Origin of the sequence: Bacillus canaveralius, assembly GCF_002860125.1 — a bacterium.
Taxonomy (GTDB): Bacteria; Bacillota; Bacilli; order Bacillales; family Cytobacillaceae; genus Bacillus_BJ; species Bacillus_BJ canaveralius.
In genome coordinates this window covers 224,670-242,890 of record NZ_PGVA01000004.1, presented here as the reverse complement: position 1 = coordinate 242,890, position 18,221 = coordinate 224,670, and the positions used below count along the sequence as shown (strand labels likewise).

Below are 18,221 nucleotides of genomic sequence, written 5' to 3'. Positions count from 1 at the left end.
TCTTTTATGGTAAAATGTCTTTACATAATTGCGGGAGTGAACCTATGTATCCGAAAGCGTATATTTCATATCTTGCCCATTTTCATGGCGACCGTGACTATTTTGAATGCCATGAAATTTTAGAGGAATATTGGAAAAGCATTAATGGTGAAAAAGAGTCAGTATGGGTCGGCCTCATCTTAACAGCTGTATCTGCTTATCATCATCGGCGTGGAAATTTTTCGGGGGCGCACAAAACGTTAAAAAAAGCCATCTCGATATTTGAATCAAAACGCGGGGACCTTGCTGAACTCAGCTTGGATGAAGAGCTTCTGCTTGAAAACCTAAATGATTTATTGGCGGCGATCGAAAATAAAAAGCCTTATACAAGCTTTGCATTTCCGATCACTGATAAGATGCTTATTGCCTCTTGTATCCAGGAATGCGAGTTTACTGGTATGAATTGGGAAAGCCCAAGTGATTTAAATAATGAAAATCTGTTACACCGCCATTTGCTGCGTGATCGTACAGATGTTATCGAAGAACGGGAACAAGCAAGAAGGGAAAAAAATAGAGGCTGACCCGCTATTTCTGGATCAGCCTTCCTACTTATTTATAAAGGGGCCTCATCGGTCCTGTCATCATCCAAATCACATTTATTGATAAATGCGGCAGTGTATTCATTGGCGATAAATTGGTGTTCTGGATATAATTCCTTAAGCGATTTAACCATTGCTTTTCCGATCCCCTGCTGCCTGTGGGAAGGATTAACTGAAATATGCTGGATCTCGCCAGACCTATCCGCAAATTTCACACCAAGCAAGCCGATAATATCCTCTTCTTGCCTCCATAAGAACAATTTCTGGTCTTCTTCGGATTCATACTGCTTGATCGTTTGTTGGAGTTTTTTCAAATCCTTTTCGGTCGGCATAAATGATAAAAGGCCCATTGCGATTTTTTCAAATGATTTTTTATACCTGATTAACATATTTATCCCTCTTTAACGAATTAGACACGTTTTCGTATATTTTGCTTAGCAACCTATTTTTCCCTATTCGCGGAAACTTTAAACTTTTTTTATTATATGTATTAAAAATATGCCTGTTCGTGTAATCGTCCTGATCATACAAAATCTAGCTTTATTCAACAAGTAAATACTATTGTGTAGGTGGAAAGGCGAGCCAGTAGTAGACTCCCCAGCCCAACGATATAACGAGAATCAGAATAAACAAAATCCAATTGCTTTTTTTCATAATCGCATCCGCAACCTCCCGGGTTCTAAAGTAATCAGTGCGCTGTTTTCTGACTTCAGGCAACCTTTGCTGGATGGCTGACTTTTTATTCGATGCACTTTATTCTACACCAAACTTTTAATTTAAGCCAATTTCGCTCAGGATAGGATGCAGCTTCGTTTGCTTGAATAAGTTAAAGATGAAAAAAACTAAGCTGCGATAGCGGGCAGCTTAGTTTTTTACTTTTTCCGTTAAGGGTAAGTCAAAGCGGATTAAATCTGCAAACGTCTCCCGCTTTACGACGACTCTTGCTTCGCCATTTTCGACAAAGACTACCGGTGGCCTCGGGATGCGGTTGTAATTATTGGCCATCGAGTAACCATATGCTCCGGTACAAAAAACAGCAAGCAGATCACTCGTCTCAGCCTTAGGCAAAGGAAGATCCCAAATGAGCATGTCTCCAGATTCACAGCATTTTCCTGCAATCGAGACGGTTTCCTCCGCTTTTGCCAGTGGACGGCTTGCCAGCACCGCCTCATATTTTGCCTGATAGAGGGCAGGCCTGATATTGTCACTCATGCCACCATCAACCGCCAGATATTGGCGGACATTCGGAACTTCCTTTCGGGAGCCGACTTTATATAAAGTTGTCCCGGCATCACCGACAAGGGAACGGCCAGGTTCGATCCAGATTTCCGGCATCTTCATTAAAAAACGCCCGGCCTGGGTCTTCACTTCTTCAATAATTTCCTCAACATATTGGAATGCCGGAATCGGATCGTCTTCGCTTGTATAGCGAATCCCAAAACCGCCACCGAGGTTGAGGACCTGCGGTTCATAGGAAAAATTGTTTTTCCATTCATTTAGTTTCTCAAAAATCTTTCTAGCCGCTAACACAAATCCAGTTGTATCAAAGATTTGGGAACCAATATGACAGTGAATCCCGAGCAGATGAAGACTGTGTGAATCGAGAGCAGTCCGCAAAGCTGTTTCCGCCTGCCCGTTTTGCAGATCAAAGCCGAACTTTGAATCTTCCTGGCCTGTTAAGATGTAATCATGCGTATGGGCTTCAATTCCCGGCGTCACCCTGATGAGAATATTCGCCTGCATTCCTTTTTCAGCACAAATGGTGGAAAGAAGCTCAAGCTCATAAAAATTATCAACAACAATGCAGCCGATTTGGTGCTCCATGGCCATTTCCAATTCTTCTCTGCTTTTATTGTTGCCATGAAAATGAATCTTTTCGACGGGAAATTGAGCAGCCAATGCCGTATAAAGCTCCCCACCGGACACAACATCAAGGGAAAGCCCCTCCTCTTTTGCGAGCTGGAACATCGCAATCGATGAAAACGCCTTGCTCGCGTATGCGACTTGTGCGGTTATGCCCAATTTTTCAAATGTATTTTTAAAGCTTCTTGCCCGTTCACGGATTAAAGCAACATCATACACATATAAGGGTGTGCCAAACTTTTCAGCCAATTCTATCGTATCAAGGCCGCCGATTTCCAGATGGCCTTTATCGTTCACTTTTGTTGTTCCATGAAAATACATGTTTCTCCCTCATTCCCTATGAAAACAGTCCATTAGTATACTCAAAGAGTTTACGCCTTTTTTAATTAAAAACTACTGTATCATAATGAATGGCAATCCGCAATTGGATTGTCACCTTTCCTTTATGCTATGCCAGGTTCACATTTATGAATTGGACGGCTGCTTATAACGGTTTTTAGTATGGACGATGCTGGGCCGGATTTTAGAACCGGGAACGGACTGGCGAATCAAAATCTGGATAAACGCCCTCGGGTTGAATGGCAGAAACGGCCATAGATATGGTGTATTCAATGAACGTATTGCGGTCAGAAATAAAATATACAGCGTGGTGCCGACCAATAATCCCGGCACGTTAAAAATGGCGACAACAAGCAATAATAGCAGCCTGGCAATTTTATTGGCAATACTCAGTTCATAGCTGGGTGTCGAGTATGTACCGATCGCAGCGACCGCAACATATAAAATGACTTCGGGAACAAACAGCCCGACCTTGATCGCGATTTCCCCGATCAAAACAGCTGCGATTAACCCCATTGAAGTCGAAAGCGGTGTCGGTGTATGAATGGAGGCGATCCGTAAAAATTCAATGCCAATATCGGCAATAAATAATTGGACAATAATAGGAACATTCGATTTTTCAGTAGGACCGATAAAAGAAAGCGGATCTGGTAAAAGCGATGGGTCCTGTACAAATAGATACCAGAGCGGCAACAGAAACAGTGAAGCCAGCAGTCCGAGAAAACGGACCCACCTCACAAATGTACCCACTGTTGGCGATTGCCTGTACTCTTCAGCATGCTGTAAATGATGGAAATACGTTGTCGGGGTGATGATTACACTAGGAGAAGTGTCAACATAAACAAGGACATGCCCTTCTAATAGATGGACGGCTGCAACGTCTGGACGCTCCGTATATCTCACAAGAGGATACGGATTATACCCTTGCTTCAACAAATATTCTTCGACCGTTTTATCTGCCATCGGTAACCCGTCGATTTCAATTCCTTTAATTTCTTTCTTGATAATATCAACGAGATCCTGATTGGCCACATCACTAATATATACGACAGCGATATCCGTTTTTGAGCGTTCACCCGCTTTAATCATTTCAAACCGCAACCGCTCGTCGCGAACTCTTCTTCTCGTTAAGGCTGTATTCACAACAATATTCTCAACAAATCCGTCACGGGATCCGCGAATAACCTTTTCCACATCAGGCTCTTCTGGCTGGCGGCCCGGATAATTGCGTACGTCAATCGCAATTCCCGAGCTTTCCCCTTGCATCGCGACGACAATTAAGCCGCAAAGGAGCTGGTCAACTAATTCATCCAGGTTTTCGATCACCTTCAACTGGTGGTGAACAATCCGATTTTCAATAATTTTGAAAAGGTTCGTCGACAGCTTTTCAAGATCATTAATACCAATAATTTGCCCAATAACCTGAACAACGACTTTCGTATCGCTGAGGCCATTAACATAATAGATATGGACATCCTTGCGGAGAATCTTCAGTTTTCTGACACCGAGATCAAAGCTGGTCTCAAGGCCGATCCGATTGTTGAGATATTGTTCAACGTCATCAACCGATTTGGGAATTGGTATATTATTCTCTGTGTTTGTCGTCATAGTAGCGGCTCCTTTCCAGAATAATTTCGACCGCTTTTTTGGTTATCGGTGCACCCCGTTTAAAATGGTCGCGGCGCGCCATTTTTCCGACATCCCCGATTCCGACAATAATTGGCACGTCCAGCTCATCAAGACAATAGACAGTATCCCCGCTCATTCTGCCAATTTCGAGCTCAGGTACACCAAATTTATCAACACCAAATGGAGTCAGCTCACCATCTCGATCAATACTGATATCCACTCTTGTCCATTCCGCCTGCCTTGTCTTTGAAGCAACCGCAATCACCCCGATTACTTCAATTTCTTTATGGGAGGCAACATATCTCATCGCCCGTTCACCCGCACCTTCCCCCATATAGCCGCTGTCATCAAACATAACAAGAACTGGATCATGGTGGGCTTTTTTGATCAGATTTACAAGCTCCGGACCGGTTAAAACGGAAGGATTCCCATGCGAATGTGAGATGCATCTTGCACCGATTTGAGTAGCCACACTTTCGATCGCCTTTCTTGCATATTCATCTCCATCAGTAACGAAAATGACCCTCTTCGGTTTATTCATTATCAGCTGAGTCCTTTCCTTGTATCTGTTAGTGGTCCACAAAGTAAAGCCAGTGGAATAATGATCCGAACACTTTGCCAAGCACAATCGCCATGAGTAAGCTTATGATCCTCTCCTCGAGGCCAACGCGTTTTGCCAAAATCGGAAAAACATTCAAAACTTCAGTTAATGCTGCTGCAAGCAACCCGATAAAAACCCCGCCCGCCAATCCAAGCGGAATTAAAAATAGCGGTGATAGATGTAATACAGGATCCCTTATCGTCGCTAAAGCGCCTGCCACCGCACCAAGCACAACGGCCCACTCGTAAGAGAAGATTTTTTTTATTGTCTTGGAGAGCTGGGTGAGGCGGGGGATGATCCCGAGAACGGTAAGAAAAGCAACAAAGCCTGCCCCAACTGTTAATCCCGCAGCAAAGCCGATAAATGAGACGGCAAGGACATGAATAATCATTCGAGATGCTTGACGCTTTCTTTGTTTTCGTGCATGATGACATACTGGTCCAGATCCTGCTGGTAATTAAACATTTCAACTTCCAGGGGGCTTGGCTCTTCGTTAATTCTTTTTCGGAAAACATGATTAAAAAATAAAACCATTCCGAGTCCCAATCCGAATGAATAAGGAATTTGAAACAGAAGCGGCTTCGCGACTACTTTGCCAGTGATGATCGTATAAATACGCTGCTGAACCTCCTGCATGCTTACATCTTCATGAAAGTTCATGATCGCAAGGGCAGCCCCGAAGAAAAGCAAAAGCCAAATCAGCAAAAAGAGCGGAACGGAGACCTCCTTCTTCTTGTCGACTACTTCGATAATCACCTGGGACGGGCCGATCGTCTGCACCTCGACATTTTCAAAAGCTTTGTTAATATAAAGGACCACTTTCATCACATCAATGACGACATAATTTCGATCTTCTCTCGATATTTTATAAATTCGCAAATTTTGTAAACGATTAAGCAGAGAATCGTCTGCGATAATCTGTGCAATGTCCTGCAGATAAACGGTATGTTCCGGCTTTACTTGAGCACGATGACGCATGCGAATGTAGATCGTTTTTTCCATCACATTCACTTCCCACACATTGATTTCCTCGTATAAATAGTATGAGTTCCTTCTCTAGGTTTCATGAACCCCAAAAAATGGCGGATGCGGGAATAATAAGGAATCCTATCCACAGGGGAATACCTTCCTGGATCTAAATGTGACCCTTGAAAAATTATTATAAAAAAAAGACCTCATGGATCATATGTCCATGCGGTCTTTCATTTGCTGGAGAATTTTTTTCTCGAGCCGTGAAACCTGAACTTGAGAGATGCCAAGCCGTGCAGCTACTTCCGATTGAGTCTGGTCCTTGTAATAACGCAAATACACGATCAGTTGCTCCCGTTCATCCAGTTCGCTTATTGCTTCTTTTAAGGCGATTTTATCAAACCATTTGCCCTCATCTCCATTGTCGATCTGGTCAAGCAGTGTGATGGGGTCGCCGTCGTTTTCATAAACGGTTTCATGGATCGAGGAAGGCGTCCGTCCTGCTTCCTGGGCAAGAATAATATCCTCGGCGGGGATCTGAAGAAATTCCGATAATTCGGAAACAGTTGGCACTCTGCCTAGATTTTTAGACAATTCATCCTTCGCTTTACGGATACGGTTTCCCATTTCTTTCAATGACCGGCTGACTTTTATGGTTCCGTCATCACGGATAAACCTCTGGATTTCCCCGATGATCATCGGCACAGCATAGGTGGAAAATTTCACATCATAAGAAAGATCGAATTTATCGACAGACTTTAATAAACCGATACAGCCGATCTGAAATAAGTCATCCGGCTCATATCCCCTGTTTAAAAAGCGCTGGACGACAGACCAAACAAGCCTCATGTTTTTCTGGACGATTGTGTCTCGTGACGCCTGATCGCCATCCTGGCTTTTCTTAATTAATTCCTTAACTTCGTGGTCTTTTAGGTACGGTTGGCTTTTTTCTTTCTTAACCTCCACATCCATAGGCAGTCTCCTTAATTACACAGCATTTTGCTCGTTGATAAATGCTTCCTTAAGCGGATTTCTGTTCCTTTCCCTGGCTGCGACTGAATGTCTACTTCATCCATAAAATTTTCCATGATCGTGAATCCCATTCCGGACCTTTCCAATTCAGGCTTTGTCGTAAATAGAGGCTGGCGGGCTTCTTCCACATCGATAATTCCCTGCCCGTCATCCTTAATTTTCATATCAATAACTCCATCTTCAATTAAAACGGAAATATACACTTTTCCGTTTGGATCGTTCTCGTATCCATGTATAATCGCATTTGTAACCGCCTCGGAAACGACTGTTTTGATTTCGGTCAACTCATCCATCGTCGGATCAAGCTGGGCAATAAATGCGGCTACAGTTACCCTTGCAAACGACTCATTCTGGCTTAAGGCACTGAATTGAATCTTCATTTCATTTTTCATGGTTAAGCAACCCCCAATCTTTCTAGCGCAAATTGTTCGGACGGCTCCAATCGAATGATTTTAAATAAGCCCGACAAATCAAAAAGCCGCTGAACGGCAGGGGAAATTGCACAAACCACCATTTCGCCATCTACTTGTTTTATTTGCTTATACCTGCCTAAAATGACACCGAGTCCTGAGCTGTCCATAAACGAAAGCTGCTCAAGATTCAAAATGATATGGCGAATCTCAAATTCATTAATTGCCTTTGTTGCCTGTGTGCGAAGCTCATCTGCAGTATGGTGGTCGAGCTCTCCACTCAGCCGCATACATAAGACGTCGCGCTTCACTTCCATGTCAATATTAAGACTCACTATTTCTGGCCTCCTTCTCCCGGTATCCTGAAGAACTGCCGAAAAACCATTAATGGGTGGCAGCACTGGAATAGCCGATCGGTTTTAACTTGCACTAGCAAAGGATCGTTCCCCGCTAATGACAGTAACCTTTATAGTGAGTCAAATTCGCTCCTGTTTGTTCGTATTCCTTCTTAAAGACAAAACTAGTGAAGATTCGCTAAAAATATTTGGCGCTTGAGCATTTGCGACAATGACTATTCTCCAGCTTTCGTAAACATGCCGAATGCCCGTTTATATAGAGTCCACCAGCCTGCTTCTTTGACTGACTCTTTCGCAACAAGCGGGCTCTCTACAATCGTAGCTCCATCCTTAACCAGCTTTAAAGTCCCGATTTGATCGCCTTTTGTTATAGGTGCTTTTATATTGGAATTAAGGGAAACCTGCTTCTTGACATTTTCTATATTTTCCCCTTTTTTTGTCAGCAGTGAGATTGGCTCGCTTGTTAAAGCCTCCACTTTCTTCTTTTCGCCTTTACTGATTTTCGCATGCGCAAGCGAATCGTTTCTTTCATACATTGGATGTGTCTCATACTGGCTAAAAGCATAATCAAGCATTTTTGTTATCTGGGCATTCCGCTCTTTGGAGGTTGGCGCTCCAAAAACAACGGCGATGACCCGCATGCCATTCTTTTCTGCCGTAGCTGTTAAGCAATATTTTGCCTCACGCGTAAATCCTGTTTTGAGCCCATCTACTCCGGGATAAAAACGGACAAGCTTATTCGTATTGACGAGCCAGAATTTTTTGTCCGTATTTTCACGAAGATAGTCCTCGTAAGCACCGGTATATTTTGTAATTTCCTCATATTTTAAAAGTTCCTTTGCCATAATGGACATGTCATAAGCCGTACTGTAATGGTCCTCTTCAGGGAGACCTGTCGTATTTTGGAATTTCGTATTTTTGAGTCCAAGCTCCTTCGCTTTTTTGTTCATCGTGTTAACAAATGCTTCCTCCGACCCGGAAATCCGTTCGGCCATGGCTACCGAAGCATCGTTGCCGGAGCCGATCGCAATTCCTTTCAGCATTTGCTCTGTCGTCATTTCTTCGCCAGCCTCAAGAAAGATTTGCGAACCGCCCATCGATGCAGCGTACTCACTTGTGCGGATTTTTTCATCCCACTTCAGCTTTCCTTCATCGAGGGCTTCCATAATCAGCAGCATCGTCATAACCTTGGTCATGCTTGCCGGCGGAAGCTTTTCATTGCTGTTTGTTTCATATAAAACGGTCCCTGTATCCCGTTCAATCAGTATTGCTGATTTTACGTTTTCTACTATTTCAGTCTGGTTTTTTTCTTCAGCATTTACAATTGGTACCGCTAAGCAAGTAAAAAGAAATGTTATAAGCATCATAGAGCCAACTCGTTTCATTGCATAACCCTCCATTCTTTATACGTTCCATTTTTTCCAACCCCCGGACTTTTATACAGATATTGCCTTTGTTTTTTCTGAAAAAGAATGGATTTTGATTTGTGGATTTCAGTGCAGGCAAACATTAAAGTTGAGGGACAAAGAGTGAAAATGGCTGGTGAAGCTATTCGAAGTTGATGATATATCTGGAAAGTTGATGATATCTTATCCAGGGTTGATGATATAACCGGAAAGTTGACGATAAAATACCGAAGTTAACGATATATCTGCAAAGTTGACGATATCTTATCCGAAGTTGATGATATAACCGGAAAGTTGACGATAAAATACCGAAGTTAACGATATATCTGCAAAGTTGACGATATCTTATCCAGGGTTGATGATATAACCGGAAAGTTGACGATAAAATACCGAAGTTAACGATATATCTGGAAAGTTGACGATATCTTATCCGAAGTTGATGATATATCCGGAAAGTTGACGATATCTTACCCACAGTTGATGATAAAACAGGTGGCCGACCTTTCGAGAAAACAATAAATCCCGCCAGATATGCATCCTGGCGGGACTTAAGATCATTTCCTATTGAGTTATTTCCTCGTGGATAAGCGTTGGTGGTTCTATTTTTTGTGCAGAAATTCGAATATTTTCATAAAGCTTTTCCTTTACATCCGCTACATCTTCAAAGTTGCTGTAAAGGGTTACGAGCGATTCGCCTTTTTTGACCGCATCGCCAATTTTTTTGCGAAGCATGAGCCCGACAGCCAGATCAATTTCCGATTCCTTTGTTGCCCTGCCTGCACCTAGCAGCATCGCAGCGGTTCCAACTGCATCTGCGACAATTTCAGAAACATAGCCATCTTTTTTTGCCTCTAATTCAAACGTATATTTAGCCTGAGGCAATTTTCCGGGGTCGTCTACTACCGAAGCATCCCCGCCCTGTGCGCTCAAAAATACTTTCATCTTCTCTAGCGCAACACCTTCACGGATGATTTTTTCAAGCAGTGACCTTGCTTCAGAGAGCGTCTTTGCTTTTCCGGCAAGGACGACCATATGGCTTCCGAGCGTTAAACAAAGCTCGGTTAAATCTCCAGGTCCTTCTCCGCGCAGCGTATCGATCGCTTCTTTTACTTCGAGGGCATTGCCAATCGCAAAACCGAGTGGCTGACTCATATCAGAAATAACGGCCATTGTATTTCTGCCGACTTTGTTTCCGATTCCAACCATTGCTTCAGCAAGCTCTCTGGATTGTTCAAGAGTTTTCATAAACGCACCCGCGCCTGTTTTAACATCAAGGACGATCGCGTCTGCGCCAGCGGCTATTTTCTTGCTCATGATTGAGCTTGCAATTAACGGAATGCTGTTAACCGTTGCGGTCACATCCCTTAATGCATATAGTTTTTTATCGGCTGGTGTTAAATTGCCGCTCTGGCCGATTACCGCAACCTTATTTTTGTTGACAAGCTCAATGAATTCGGCTTTATCAATTTCGACATGGAAACCGGTAACTGCTTCAAGTTTGTCAATTGTACCGCCTGTGTGGCCAAGCCCCCGTCCTGACATTTTCGCAACCGGCACTCCTGCTGCAGCAACGAGGGGACCGAGCACAAGCGTTGTTGTATCACCAACTCCTCCGGTCGAGTGCTTATCGACCTTGATTCCTTCTATCTCTGAAAGGTCAATCTGATCTCCGGACTCAACCATTGCCATCGTTAAATCGGCACGTTCCTTTTCACTCATCCCCCTAAAAAAGATGGCCATTGTCAGTGCACTCATTTGGTAATCGGGAATCGCACCCTCTGTGTAACCATGAATAATAAATTGAATTTCTTCCTGCGTGAGCTCATATCCGTCGCGTTTTTTTTCAATTAGGTCAACCATTCTCATTTTTCATCACCGCTTTTTAGGATTTTTCGGCAAATTGTTTGACAATCTCTTTCACGTACAAAAGAAAATCGGCTTTCACTTTTTCAGTCGTTTCAATTACTTCACTGTGTGTCAGCGGCTGATCTAAAATCCCGGCTGCCATGTTGGAGATGCAGGAAATACCAAGGACTTTCATGCCGCCATGGCGCGCCACGATGACTTCAGGAACAGTTGACATTCCGACCGCATCGCCGCCAAGTGTTCTAATCATCCGGACTTCTGCCGGAGTTTCGTATGTAGGACCGGTATTTCCAGTGTATATTCCTTCTTTCACACTGATACCGAGCCTTTCGGCAGTTTCTTTCGCAAGATGGCGAAGTTCCCGTGAGTACGCTTCGCTCATATCCAGGAATCGCACACCGAGGCGCGAATCGTTCGTGCCGATAAGTGGATTGACACCCATATTGTTAATATGATCTGTGATGAGCATCAAATCACCCGGTGAGAAGCTTGTGTTTACACCGCCGGCCGCGTTTGTGACAATTAAAATCTCAACACCGAGTTCCTTCATGACGCGAACCGGGAATGTTACTTGTTCCAAGGTGTAGCCTTCGTAATAATGGAATCGTCCTTGCATTGCGACAACCTCCACCCCGTGGATAGTGCCGAACACGAGTTGTCCGGCATGGCCCTCAACAGTTGATACAGGAAAGTCCGGAATTTTTTCGTAGGCCAATTTCGTCGGATTTTCAATTTCATCACCGAGAACTCCAAGTCCCGACCCGAGTATGAGACCAACCCGCGGCGCTCTTGGATAAGCATTTTTCAAAAAAGCGGCCGCATTTTGGATTTTGTCGTAGTTCATATTCATTTCCTCCGATTATTTGATCTCGTTTAAGAAACTTTTGCCATGCTTCGGCAATGCCACGTAAAAATTATCGGCAATCGTTGCCCCGATATCAGCGAACGTATCACGGACCGGCAGTTCCTTGCCTGCAGAAAACCGTTTTGAGTACGCTAACAGAGGCACATATTCACGCGTATGATCGGTGCCCGGGTGAACGGGATCATTTCCGTGATCAGCTGTGATGATCAGCAGGTCGTCCTCCTTCATTTTCGAAAATACTTCGGGAAGGCGGGCGTCATATTCCTCAAGAGCCTGGCCGTACCCGAGGGGATCACGGCGATGTCCGTATAAAGCATCAAAATCAACAAGATTTAAGAAGCTTAAGCCGGTAAAATCAATATCAAATGTTTGCAGAAGCTTATCCATCCCATCCATATTTGACACAGTTCTAAGTGACTTGGTTACCCCTTCGCCATCGTAAATATCGGAAATCTTGCCGATTGCGATCACATCAAATCCGCCGTCTTTTAAATCGTTCATCACCGTTCTGTCGAATGGTTTTAAGGCATAATCATGACGGTTGGCTGTTCTTTTAAAATTGCCGGGCTCCCCAAGAAACGGGCGGGCAATCACACGTCCGACCATGTACCGCTCATCAAGCGTCAGCTCGCGGGCTATCTCACAGATTCGGTACTGTTCCTCGATCGGGATAATCTCCTCATGTGCTGCGATTTGCAATACAGAGTCTGCAGAAGTATAGACGATTAACGCTCCCGTTTCCATGTGCTCAGCACCGAGCTCGTCAATAATTTCCGTACCGCTTGCCGGCTTGTTTCCAATCACTTTTCTGCCTGTGCGTGATTCCAGCTCAGAAATCAATTCCGGTGGAAAACCATCAGGGAAAACTTTAAATGGTGTTGCAATGTTGAGGCCCATGATTTCCCAGTGACCTGTCATCGTATCTTTTCCGTTCGATGCCTCCTTCATTTTTGTATAAAAAGCTAATGGCTTTTCCGCTCTGGCAATTCCGTTAATTTCCTTTATATTGCTGAGGCCGAGCCTTCCCATATGAGGCATATTAAGTCCATCCATTTCTTCGGCAATATGCCCGAGTGTATCGGAGCCTTTATCGCCAAACTTTTCGGCATCGGGCGCTTCGCCAATTCCAACTGAATCCATCACGATCAGGAATATTCTTTTGTATGTAAAATCTTTCATTTCTGTATTCCTCCTTCAAAGCTTGTAGACGGTTACATTTTCTTTACCCAAAAAGCAGCAAGTTTCAAAAGATTTGCAGATTTTCTTGTAAAGTGCATCTGTCGTGCAACAAAACGACTTTTTCAATTATGTTACCCTTTTTGCCATGGCTTAACCCATTTCATTGGTCGGAAGTCTGACATCTTTATTGTACTAAAAGCAAACTGAAAAAGACAGCCAAAAAAACCGCCTTTTTCAGCGGTTTTTTGACATTTCTATGAATCTATCAAGCCCGGGGATGGAATTGGCTGTACACATCCTTGAGGCGTGTTTTTGTCACATGTGTATATATTTGCGTTGTCGAAATATCGGCATGGCCAAGCATTTCCTGAACGGCCCGCAAATCAGCCCCATTTTCTAGTAGATGGGTCGCAAATGAGTGTCTGAGAGTATGCGGCGTTAATTCTTTTTCAATGCCTGTCTCATTTGTCAGGCGTTTCAGGATTTTCCAAAAGCCCTGGCGAGTCAGGCGCCGTCCATGATGGTTTAAAAATAGAGAATCATCTCTATGTTTTTTTGATAGAAAACGGGTCCTGCCGTGGTTTAAATACTCTTCAAGCGCCGCAGTAGCCGTTCTCCCGAGCGGAATGATCCGTTCCTTGTTTCCCTTGCCGATGCAGCGGACGAACCCCATAGTTAAATGAGCATCGCCTAAATTTAAACCAATCAGCTCGCTGACGCGAATTCCAGTCGCATAAAGCAATTCAAGCATTGCTTTATCACGCAGCCCATAATGGGTATCCGTTTTTGGCGCTTCCAACAGTGTTTCCACTTCTGCAAGACTGAGAACTTTAGGAAGAGACCTTTCCAATTGCGGCGACTCAATATGTACGGTTGGATCCTGATCAACTGCCTTTTCACGAAGCAGGAACTGGTGAAAAGCCCGGACTGACGCAACATGCCGGGCCAGCGTTTTTGAAGACTTGCCCTGCTCTTTTAAATGGCCGAGAAAGTGGACGATCTGTAATCGCTGAACGACATTAAGGTCTGTCACCGCTTCACTATTGCCTAAATATTTCAAGTAGCTTTTTAAATCGCGCTCATAGGAAATAATCGTGTTTTTGGCCAACCCTTTTTCTACGATTAAAAAATGGATAAAATCTTTCAGTCTATCTTCCATAGGTCACTACTCCCCATTTAAGTAAAACAGTTTTAACCGGTCCAGCCATGAAAACTCTTCTTTGCTTTCAGAAGCGGAAACTTTAATAGCAGCTCCATCCGGTTCATCATAGCGATGGTAGTTTTCATACTCTTCATTTAACCATATGATACCATAGTAGAAGAAAATTGTGCATCCTGTGAACAGGACGAATACCTTCAATGTTTGTAATCCAAGCTTAATCCAGGCCTTCATCATTCTTGCCGCCCTCCAAAATATATATTGAATAAATTTCATGTCTTTAATTGAAAAACGAACAATTATTTAAAATTATTCGTTTATACAGAAACCTCATGGTTCATTAAGACCATTTAATTCGTTTTTCGGTTTAGCTTAATGCATTGTGAAATTTACTCAGTTACTAAAAGATATGCCATTTTGGACAAGATTTATACCTGGATGCACGGAGAAGTTGGTGAAATTGACTATTAAAAAAACCTTTCCTGTTTAAGAAAAGGTTCATACATTAATGATCGTCTTTATTATCATCTTTTGCTTCTTTATCCTGGCAACGATAGCAAATGCCATGAAATGTCAGGCGGTGATCTTTAATTTTAAAATTCCAATCTCTCTCGACGATCGCTTCTACATCCTCAAGGAGATCATCTTGAATTTCATCAACTGCCCCGCATTCGATGCAGACAAGGTGATGGTGGAAATGGGCAGCGCCCTCCTGGCGTAAATCGTAGCGGGATACCCCGTCGCCAAAATTGATTTTATCAACAATTTTCAATTCAGTCAGCAATTCCAAAGTTCGATATACAGTAGCCAGCCCGATTTCCGGAGATTTTTCTTTAACGAGGAGGTATACATCTTCCGCGCTTAAATGATCCTCTTCATGCTCCAGTAAAACGCGTACGGTCGCTTCCCGTTGAGGTGTTAGTTTATAGCTTGAGGAATGAAGCTGTTTCTTTATCCTCTCGATTCTGTTTTCCATACCGTAGTTCCTCCCTCGCACTGTCAAATTTCATTATAACAGATGAAGGAAAAGTTTCAAACTAAACTTATTCTTAATAAGACTGGATAACTTTTATTATTTAATAATTATTATAGATTGAATGGTTTGGATGACTGACTTCATTAATATCGGGGATAAAAATGCCTCGATTGCTGCTGCTGCTCCGACAAATACCATCACCATTATGAATGTCAGCAAATAACGGCCGAGCATCGGCATAATCGGCTGGCTGATTTTTTTCAAGAATTGCCTGCGGATCATTTTTAATGAGAAAGCAACGGCTGAGGTGGCTGTCACGATGAATAACGGGATAATAACCAAATTTTGCGGCAAGATTGACACAAATGAGAGCAGGAATCCATCCCAGCCCATTTGGTTAACAAGAAAACCGACTGTAAAGCCAACGACCATCCCTTTGATGAACAAGAGGATCAGTATGATTGGAAGGCCGATGATCGAGATGCCCAGTATCCACATCAGTCCGATAAATTTACTGTTATGGAGAAAGCTCTGGATGAACATCTCATTCTCTTCAGCTACCTTGCCGTCTGCTATTTGCCCAAAAAATTGAAATAGATAATAGTATAAATCTTCTTTTTGTGTGAAGCTGAGGCTGTTAACGACCACCGCTCCAAAAATAACCCCCATTAAAAATAAGACGATTACAAATAAATAGATTGAGGAGTGCTCACGAAAATGATTGGCTACATTGTTCTGGTACGTTCGGTGCTTCATTGCCCTTCCTCCTAAAACTCAGTTATTAAATTGTATGCTTGTCTCTTCTATCTATGACTATGTTTTTTGGGAAAGGAGTTCAAATTGAGAGATTAAGAGATTATCGAAAAATGCATGAACTTGTAGAGAATCCCCAACGTTATTCAAGCGAAAATTAGCTGGATGGCGTTGGGGATGTTTTATTGATTTTATATAAAAAACTCTTGAATCATTACTGGCGATTCATAGTAATCAAGAGATACATGCATCTACACAAAAATCCATAAGTAAAAACCGACATTAGTAAATGCCGGTTTTTCGTTTAATCCGATATCTTTCCGTATTTTCCCCCGCCCCCTGCATGGAAACGCAGTTCCCCATTACGTGCTTGCACAATCAGCGCAGCCGTTTTCACTGGGACCACTTCTTTTAACGCTTCAAACGGAACCTCATGAAGTACGGCCATTTCCGTTCCGAAATGATCCAGCAGCCTCCCCAATATTTTCGGGCCGAGTCCGGGGATGAATTCCAAGGGAACCTGATGAATATAAGGCGGACGATGGCTTGGCCCTGCAGTTACCGTTGCAAGCTCGCTGATCCGGTCGGCAACGCCTTTAATAAATTTTGTATGCCCGCAGACATGGCATTGTTGATCTCCTGCTTCGAAACGGGCAAAACAGTTTGCGCAAACGGTCTGGTGATACTTGCCAAGCAGCGGATCCAGGCCATAATTCGCAGCAATTCTCCGCTGTTCTTTTCCTTTTAACGCCTTCTCAAGTTCCTGAAAGGAAGCTTCCTTCATTTCGATAATTTGATATTCCCTGGCAATTTTTCCGAGCGAATGAGCATCTGAATTGCTGACAAAAGCATAGTTATGCAGTTCGCCGATCATGTCGGCCATATGGGAATCTGCGCTTAACCCCAATTCGACGCCATCGATTAAAGCCGGGTCAAATACTTCTGTGAGCGATGTTGCAACTCCTTTTCCATACAAGCTTTTAAACGGGGTAAACACATGGGCGGGAATAAACAAACCGCCGAGGCTTTTCACCTTTTCCTGGAGGTTTTTTCCGTCGGCATAGATTCTTTGCGAGCTTAAGTTGATGTTTTTCAGATAGCCCGACAGCCACCCTGAAAACTCCTTGATCGTTTTCAGAGTGGGAAAGAAGCAAAGAACATGGATCGGCCCTTTGCAGTTATGATCATAAATCTCCAATTCGGAGCCGGGGATGACCGAAAGTCCCCCGTAGAGGAGACCGCCCTCACGGTGCTCTGTCAGCTGTCCGAGAGCAAGAAGTGTCTCCATCTCCTCGATTACTTCCGGTGAATGGCAATCGATAATGCCGACCATATTAAGCCCTTTTTCATCCCGGGCATGTTTGATGATGTTACTGAATGTTAATGCCTTGGCCCCAGTAATTTTGACAGCTTTTCCTGATTTCGTTCTGCCGATATGGATGTGCAAATCAGCGTAATATTTGTTCATCTACGAATTCAAAGCCTCTTGAAGCTGCAAATACTGAACAGCATACACTGTTTTTGCATCATATATTTTCTTGTCGTTTATGTATTCGACCGCTTCAGCAAGTGTCAGTTCAACAAGATTGACAAACTCGTCCTCGTCAAGGCCGGCTGGATTTTCTTTTAGCGACAATCCTCTTGCAATATATAAATGGATGAGCTCGTCAGCAAAGCCGGGAGATGTATAAAACGAAATGAGCCAATCAAGCTCAGTGCATTCATAGCCGGTTTCTTCTTCCAATTCCCTGCGTGCCGAGGCTGCCGGGTCTTCTCCTCTTTCCAGCTTTCCAGCCGGGATTTCGACAATCGTTCTTTCGAGCGCTTTGCGATATTGTTCAACCATCACAAGCTTATTTTCATCGGTAATCGCGATCACCGCAACGGCTCCGGGATGTTTGATAATTTCCCGTTTCGATGTTTTTCCGTTCGGCAGCTCGACATCGTCGACTTGCAGACTGATCACTTTTCCGGAAAATATTTGTTCGGTTTTCAGCGTTTTTTCTTCAAGACGATCCACTTTGACCACTCCTGTTCTAATCCATTAGCTTTTGTGCATACATTTTAACATACTTTGATTGGAGGAGTAGGGTTGAAGTTATATGTACATGAAAAAGGAATTGTCCTTGTCGGTAAAGCGTGGGAAATAAAAAGGAAGTTGCATGAATATGGCAAGCAATTTACGTTGCTCGAAGAATGGGTGACGAGCCGTCCCAAAAAAGATAAATGATAGACAGTTT

At 43.4% G+C, this 18,221-nt stretch carries 21 protein-coding genes; 2 read left to right on the top strand and 19 right to left on the bottom strand.

Features of this window, described 5'->3' with window-relative positions; all coding sequences use genetic code 11:
• Window positions 1-44 precede the first annotated feature (44 nt).
• The gene (locus CU635_RS03345; RefSeq protein WP_101575746.1) at window positions 45-560 is read left to right on the top strand and encodes a DUF309 domain-containing protein; all 516 of its coding nucleotides are present in this window, start codon (window positions 45-47) and stop codon (window positions 558-560) included.
• A gap of 32 nt (window positions 561-592) precedes the next feature.
• Here CU635_RS03345 and CU635_RS03340 read toward each other — a convergent pair whose 3' ends face one another.
• The 19 genes from CU635_RS03340 to CU635_RS03250 all read right to left on the bottom strand — a co-directional run bounded on the left by CU635_RS03340 (window position 593) and on the right by CU635_RS03250 (window position 18,001).
• On the bottom strand, window positions 593-967 hold the full coding sequence (locus CU635_RS03340) for a GNAT family N-acetyltransferase (protein ID WP_101575745.1): 375 nt from the start codon (window positions 965-967) through the stop codon (window positions 593-595).
• A 475-nt stretch (window positions 968-1,442) separates the two neighbouring features.
• The gene (gene lysA / locus CU635_RS03335; protein WP_101575744.1) at window positions 1,443-2,762 is read right to left on the bottom strand and encodes a diaminopimelate decarboxylase; all 1,320 of its coding nucleotides are present in this window, start codon (window positions 2,760-2,762) and stop codon (window positions 1,443-1,445) included.
• A gap of 144 nt (window positions 2,763-2,906) precedes the next feature.
• Entirely contained in the window at window positions 2,907-4,388 is a 1,482-nt protein-coding gene (locus tag CU635_RS03330; protein WP_101575743.1) for a spore germination protein, read from the bottom strand.
• Window positions 4,366-4,950 carry a stage V sporulation protein SpoVABEA gene (spoVAEA, locus tag CU635_RS03325; protein ID WP_101575742.1) on the bottom strand — a complete coding sequence of 195 codons (585 nt, stop codon included), beginning with the start codon at window positions 4,948-4,950 and terminating at the stop codon, window positions 4,366-4,368. The genes CU635_RS03330 and spoVAEA overlap by 23 nt, the downstream gene beginning before the upstream one ends.
• Before the next feature lie 28 nt (window positions 4,951-4,978).
• On the bottom strand, window positions 4,979-5,401 hold the full coding sequence (locus CU635_RS03320) for a stage V sporulation protein AB (protein ID WP_101575741.1): 423 nt from the start codon (window positions 5,399-5,401) through the stop codon (window positions 4,979-4,981).
• On the bottom strand, window positions 5,398-6,012 hold the full coding sequence (locus tag CU635_RS03315; RefSeq protein ID WP_101575829.1) for a stage V sporulation protein AA: 615 nt from the start codon (window positions 6,010-6,012) through the stop codon (window positions 5,398-5,400). Before CU635_RS03315 ends, CU635_RS03320 begins: the two co-directional genes overlap by 4 nt.
• Window positions 6,013-6,192: 180 nt before the next feature.
• Window positions 6,193-6,951, bottom strand: coding sequence for an RNA polymerase sporulation sigma factor SigF (sigF, locus tag CU635_RS03310; protein WP_101575740.1), 759 nt, complete (start codon window positions 6,949-6,951; stop codon window positions 6,193-6,195).
• Between the two features lie 11 nt (window positions 6,952-6,962).
• Window positions 6,963-7,403 (bottom strand): anti-sigma F factor, encoded by a 441-nt coding sequence (gene spoIIAB, locus CU635_RS03305; RefSeq protein WP_101575739.1) that lies wholly within the window; start codon window positions 7,401-7,403, stop codon window positions 6,963-6,965.
• 2 nt (window positions 7,404-7,405) lie between these two features.
• Window positions 7,406-7,756, bottom strand: a complete 351-nt coding sequence (gene spoIIAA / locus CU635_RS03300) for an anti-sigma F factor antagonist (protein ID WP_101575738.1) — start codon at window positions 7,754-7,756, stop codon at window positions 7,406-7,408.
• 236 nt (window positions 7,757-7,992) lie between these two features.
• Window positions 7,993-9,162, bottom strand: a complete 1,170-nt coding sequence (locus CU635_RS03295; protein WP_101575737.1) for a D-alanyl-D-alanine carboxypeptidase family protein — start codon at window positions 9,160-9,162, stop codon at window positions 7,993-7,995.
• 582 nt (window positions 9,163-9,744) lie between these two features.
• Window positions 9,745-11,049, bottom strand: coding sequence for a pyrimidine-nucleoside phosphorylase (locus tag CU635_RS03290; protein WP_101575736.1), 1,305 nt, complete (start codon window positions 11,047-11,049; stop codon window positions 9,745-9,747).
• A 16-nt stretch (window positions 11,050-11,065) separates the two neighbouring features.
• Entirely contained in the window at window positions 11,066-11,893 is an 828-nt protein-coding gene (locus tag CU635_RS03285) for a purine-nucleoside phosphorylase (protein ID WP_101575735.1), read from the bottom strand.
• Between the two features lie 15 nt (window positions 11,894-11,908).
• The gene (gene deoB, locus CU635_RS03280) at window positions 11,909-13,093 is read right to left on the bottom strand and encodes a phosphopentomutase (RefSeq protein WP_101575734.1); all 1,185 of its coding nucleotides are present in this window, start codon (window positions 13,091-13,093) and stop codon (window positions 11,909-11,911) included.
• Between the two features lie 265 nt (window positions 13,094-13,358).
• Entirely contained in the window at window positions 13,359-14,252 is an 894-nt protein-coding gene (gene xerD, locus CU635_RS03275) for a site-specific tyrosine recombinase XerD (RefSeq protein WP_101575733.1), read from the bottom strand.
• 6 nt (window positions 14,253-14,258) lie between these two features.
• Window positions 14,259-14,486: a YqzK family protein gene (locus tag CU635_RS03270; protein ID WP_101575828.1), complete on the bottom strand. Its 228-nt coding sequence runs from the start codon at window positions 14,484-14,486 to the stop codon at window positions 14,259-14,261.
• 271 nt (window positions 14,487-14,757) lie between these two features.
• Complete coding sequence (gene fur, locus CU635_RS03265; protein ID WP_101575732.1) at window positions 14,758-15,228, bottom strand: ferric iron uptake transcriptional regulator; 471 nt, start codon at window positions 15,226-15,228, stop codon at window positions 14,758-14,760.
• Window positions 15,229-15,324: 96 nt separating this feature from the next.
• A complete protein-coding gene (gene spoIIM, locus CU635_RS03260; RefSeq protein WP_101575731.1) occupies window positions 15,325-15,984 on the bottom strand; it encodes a stage II sporulation protein M in 660 nt (219 codons plus the stop codon).
• Between the two features lie 301 nt (window positions 15,985-16,285).
• Window positions 16,286-17,449, bottom strand: coding sequence for a TIGR00375 family protein (locus tag CU635_RS03255; protein ID WP_101575730.1), 1,164 nt, complete (start codon window positions 17,447-17,449; stop codon window positions 16,286-16,288).
• Window positions 17,450-18,001, bottom strand: a complete 552-nt coding sequence (locus tag CU635_RS03250; RefSeq protein ID WP_101575729.1) for an NUDIX domain-containing protein — start codon at window positions 17,999-18,001, stop codon at window positions 17,450-17,452.
• 72 nt (window positions 18,002-18,073) lie between these two features.
• Between CU635_RS03250 and mciZ the strand changes: the two genes are divergently transcribed.
• Window positions 18,074-18,211 carry a Z-ring formation inhibitor MciZ gene (gene mciZ, locus CU635_RS03245; protein ID WP_101575728.1) on the top strand — a complete coding sequence of 46 codons (138 nt, stop codon included), beginning with the start codon at window positions 18,074-18,076 and terminating at the stop codon, window positions 18,209-18,211.
• The last annotated feature ends 10 nt before the right edge of the window (window positions 18,212-18,221 follow it).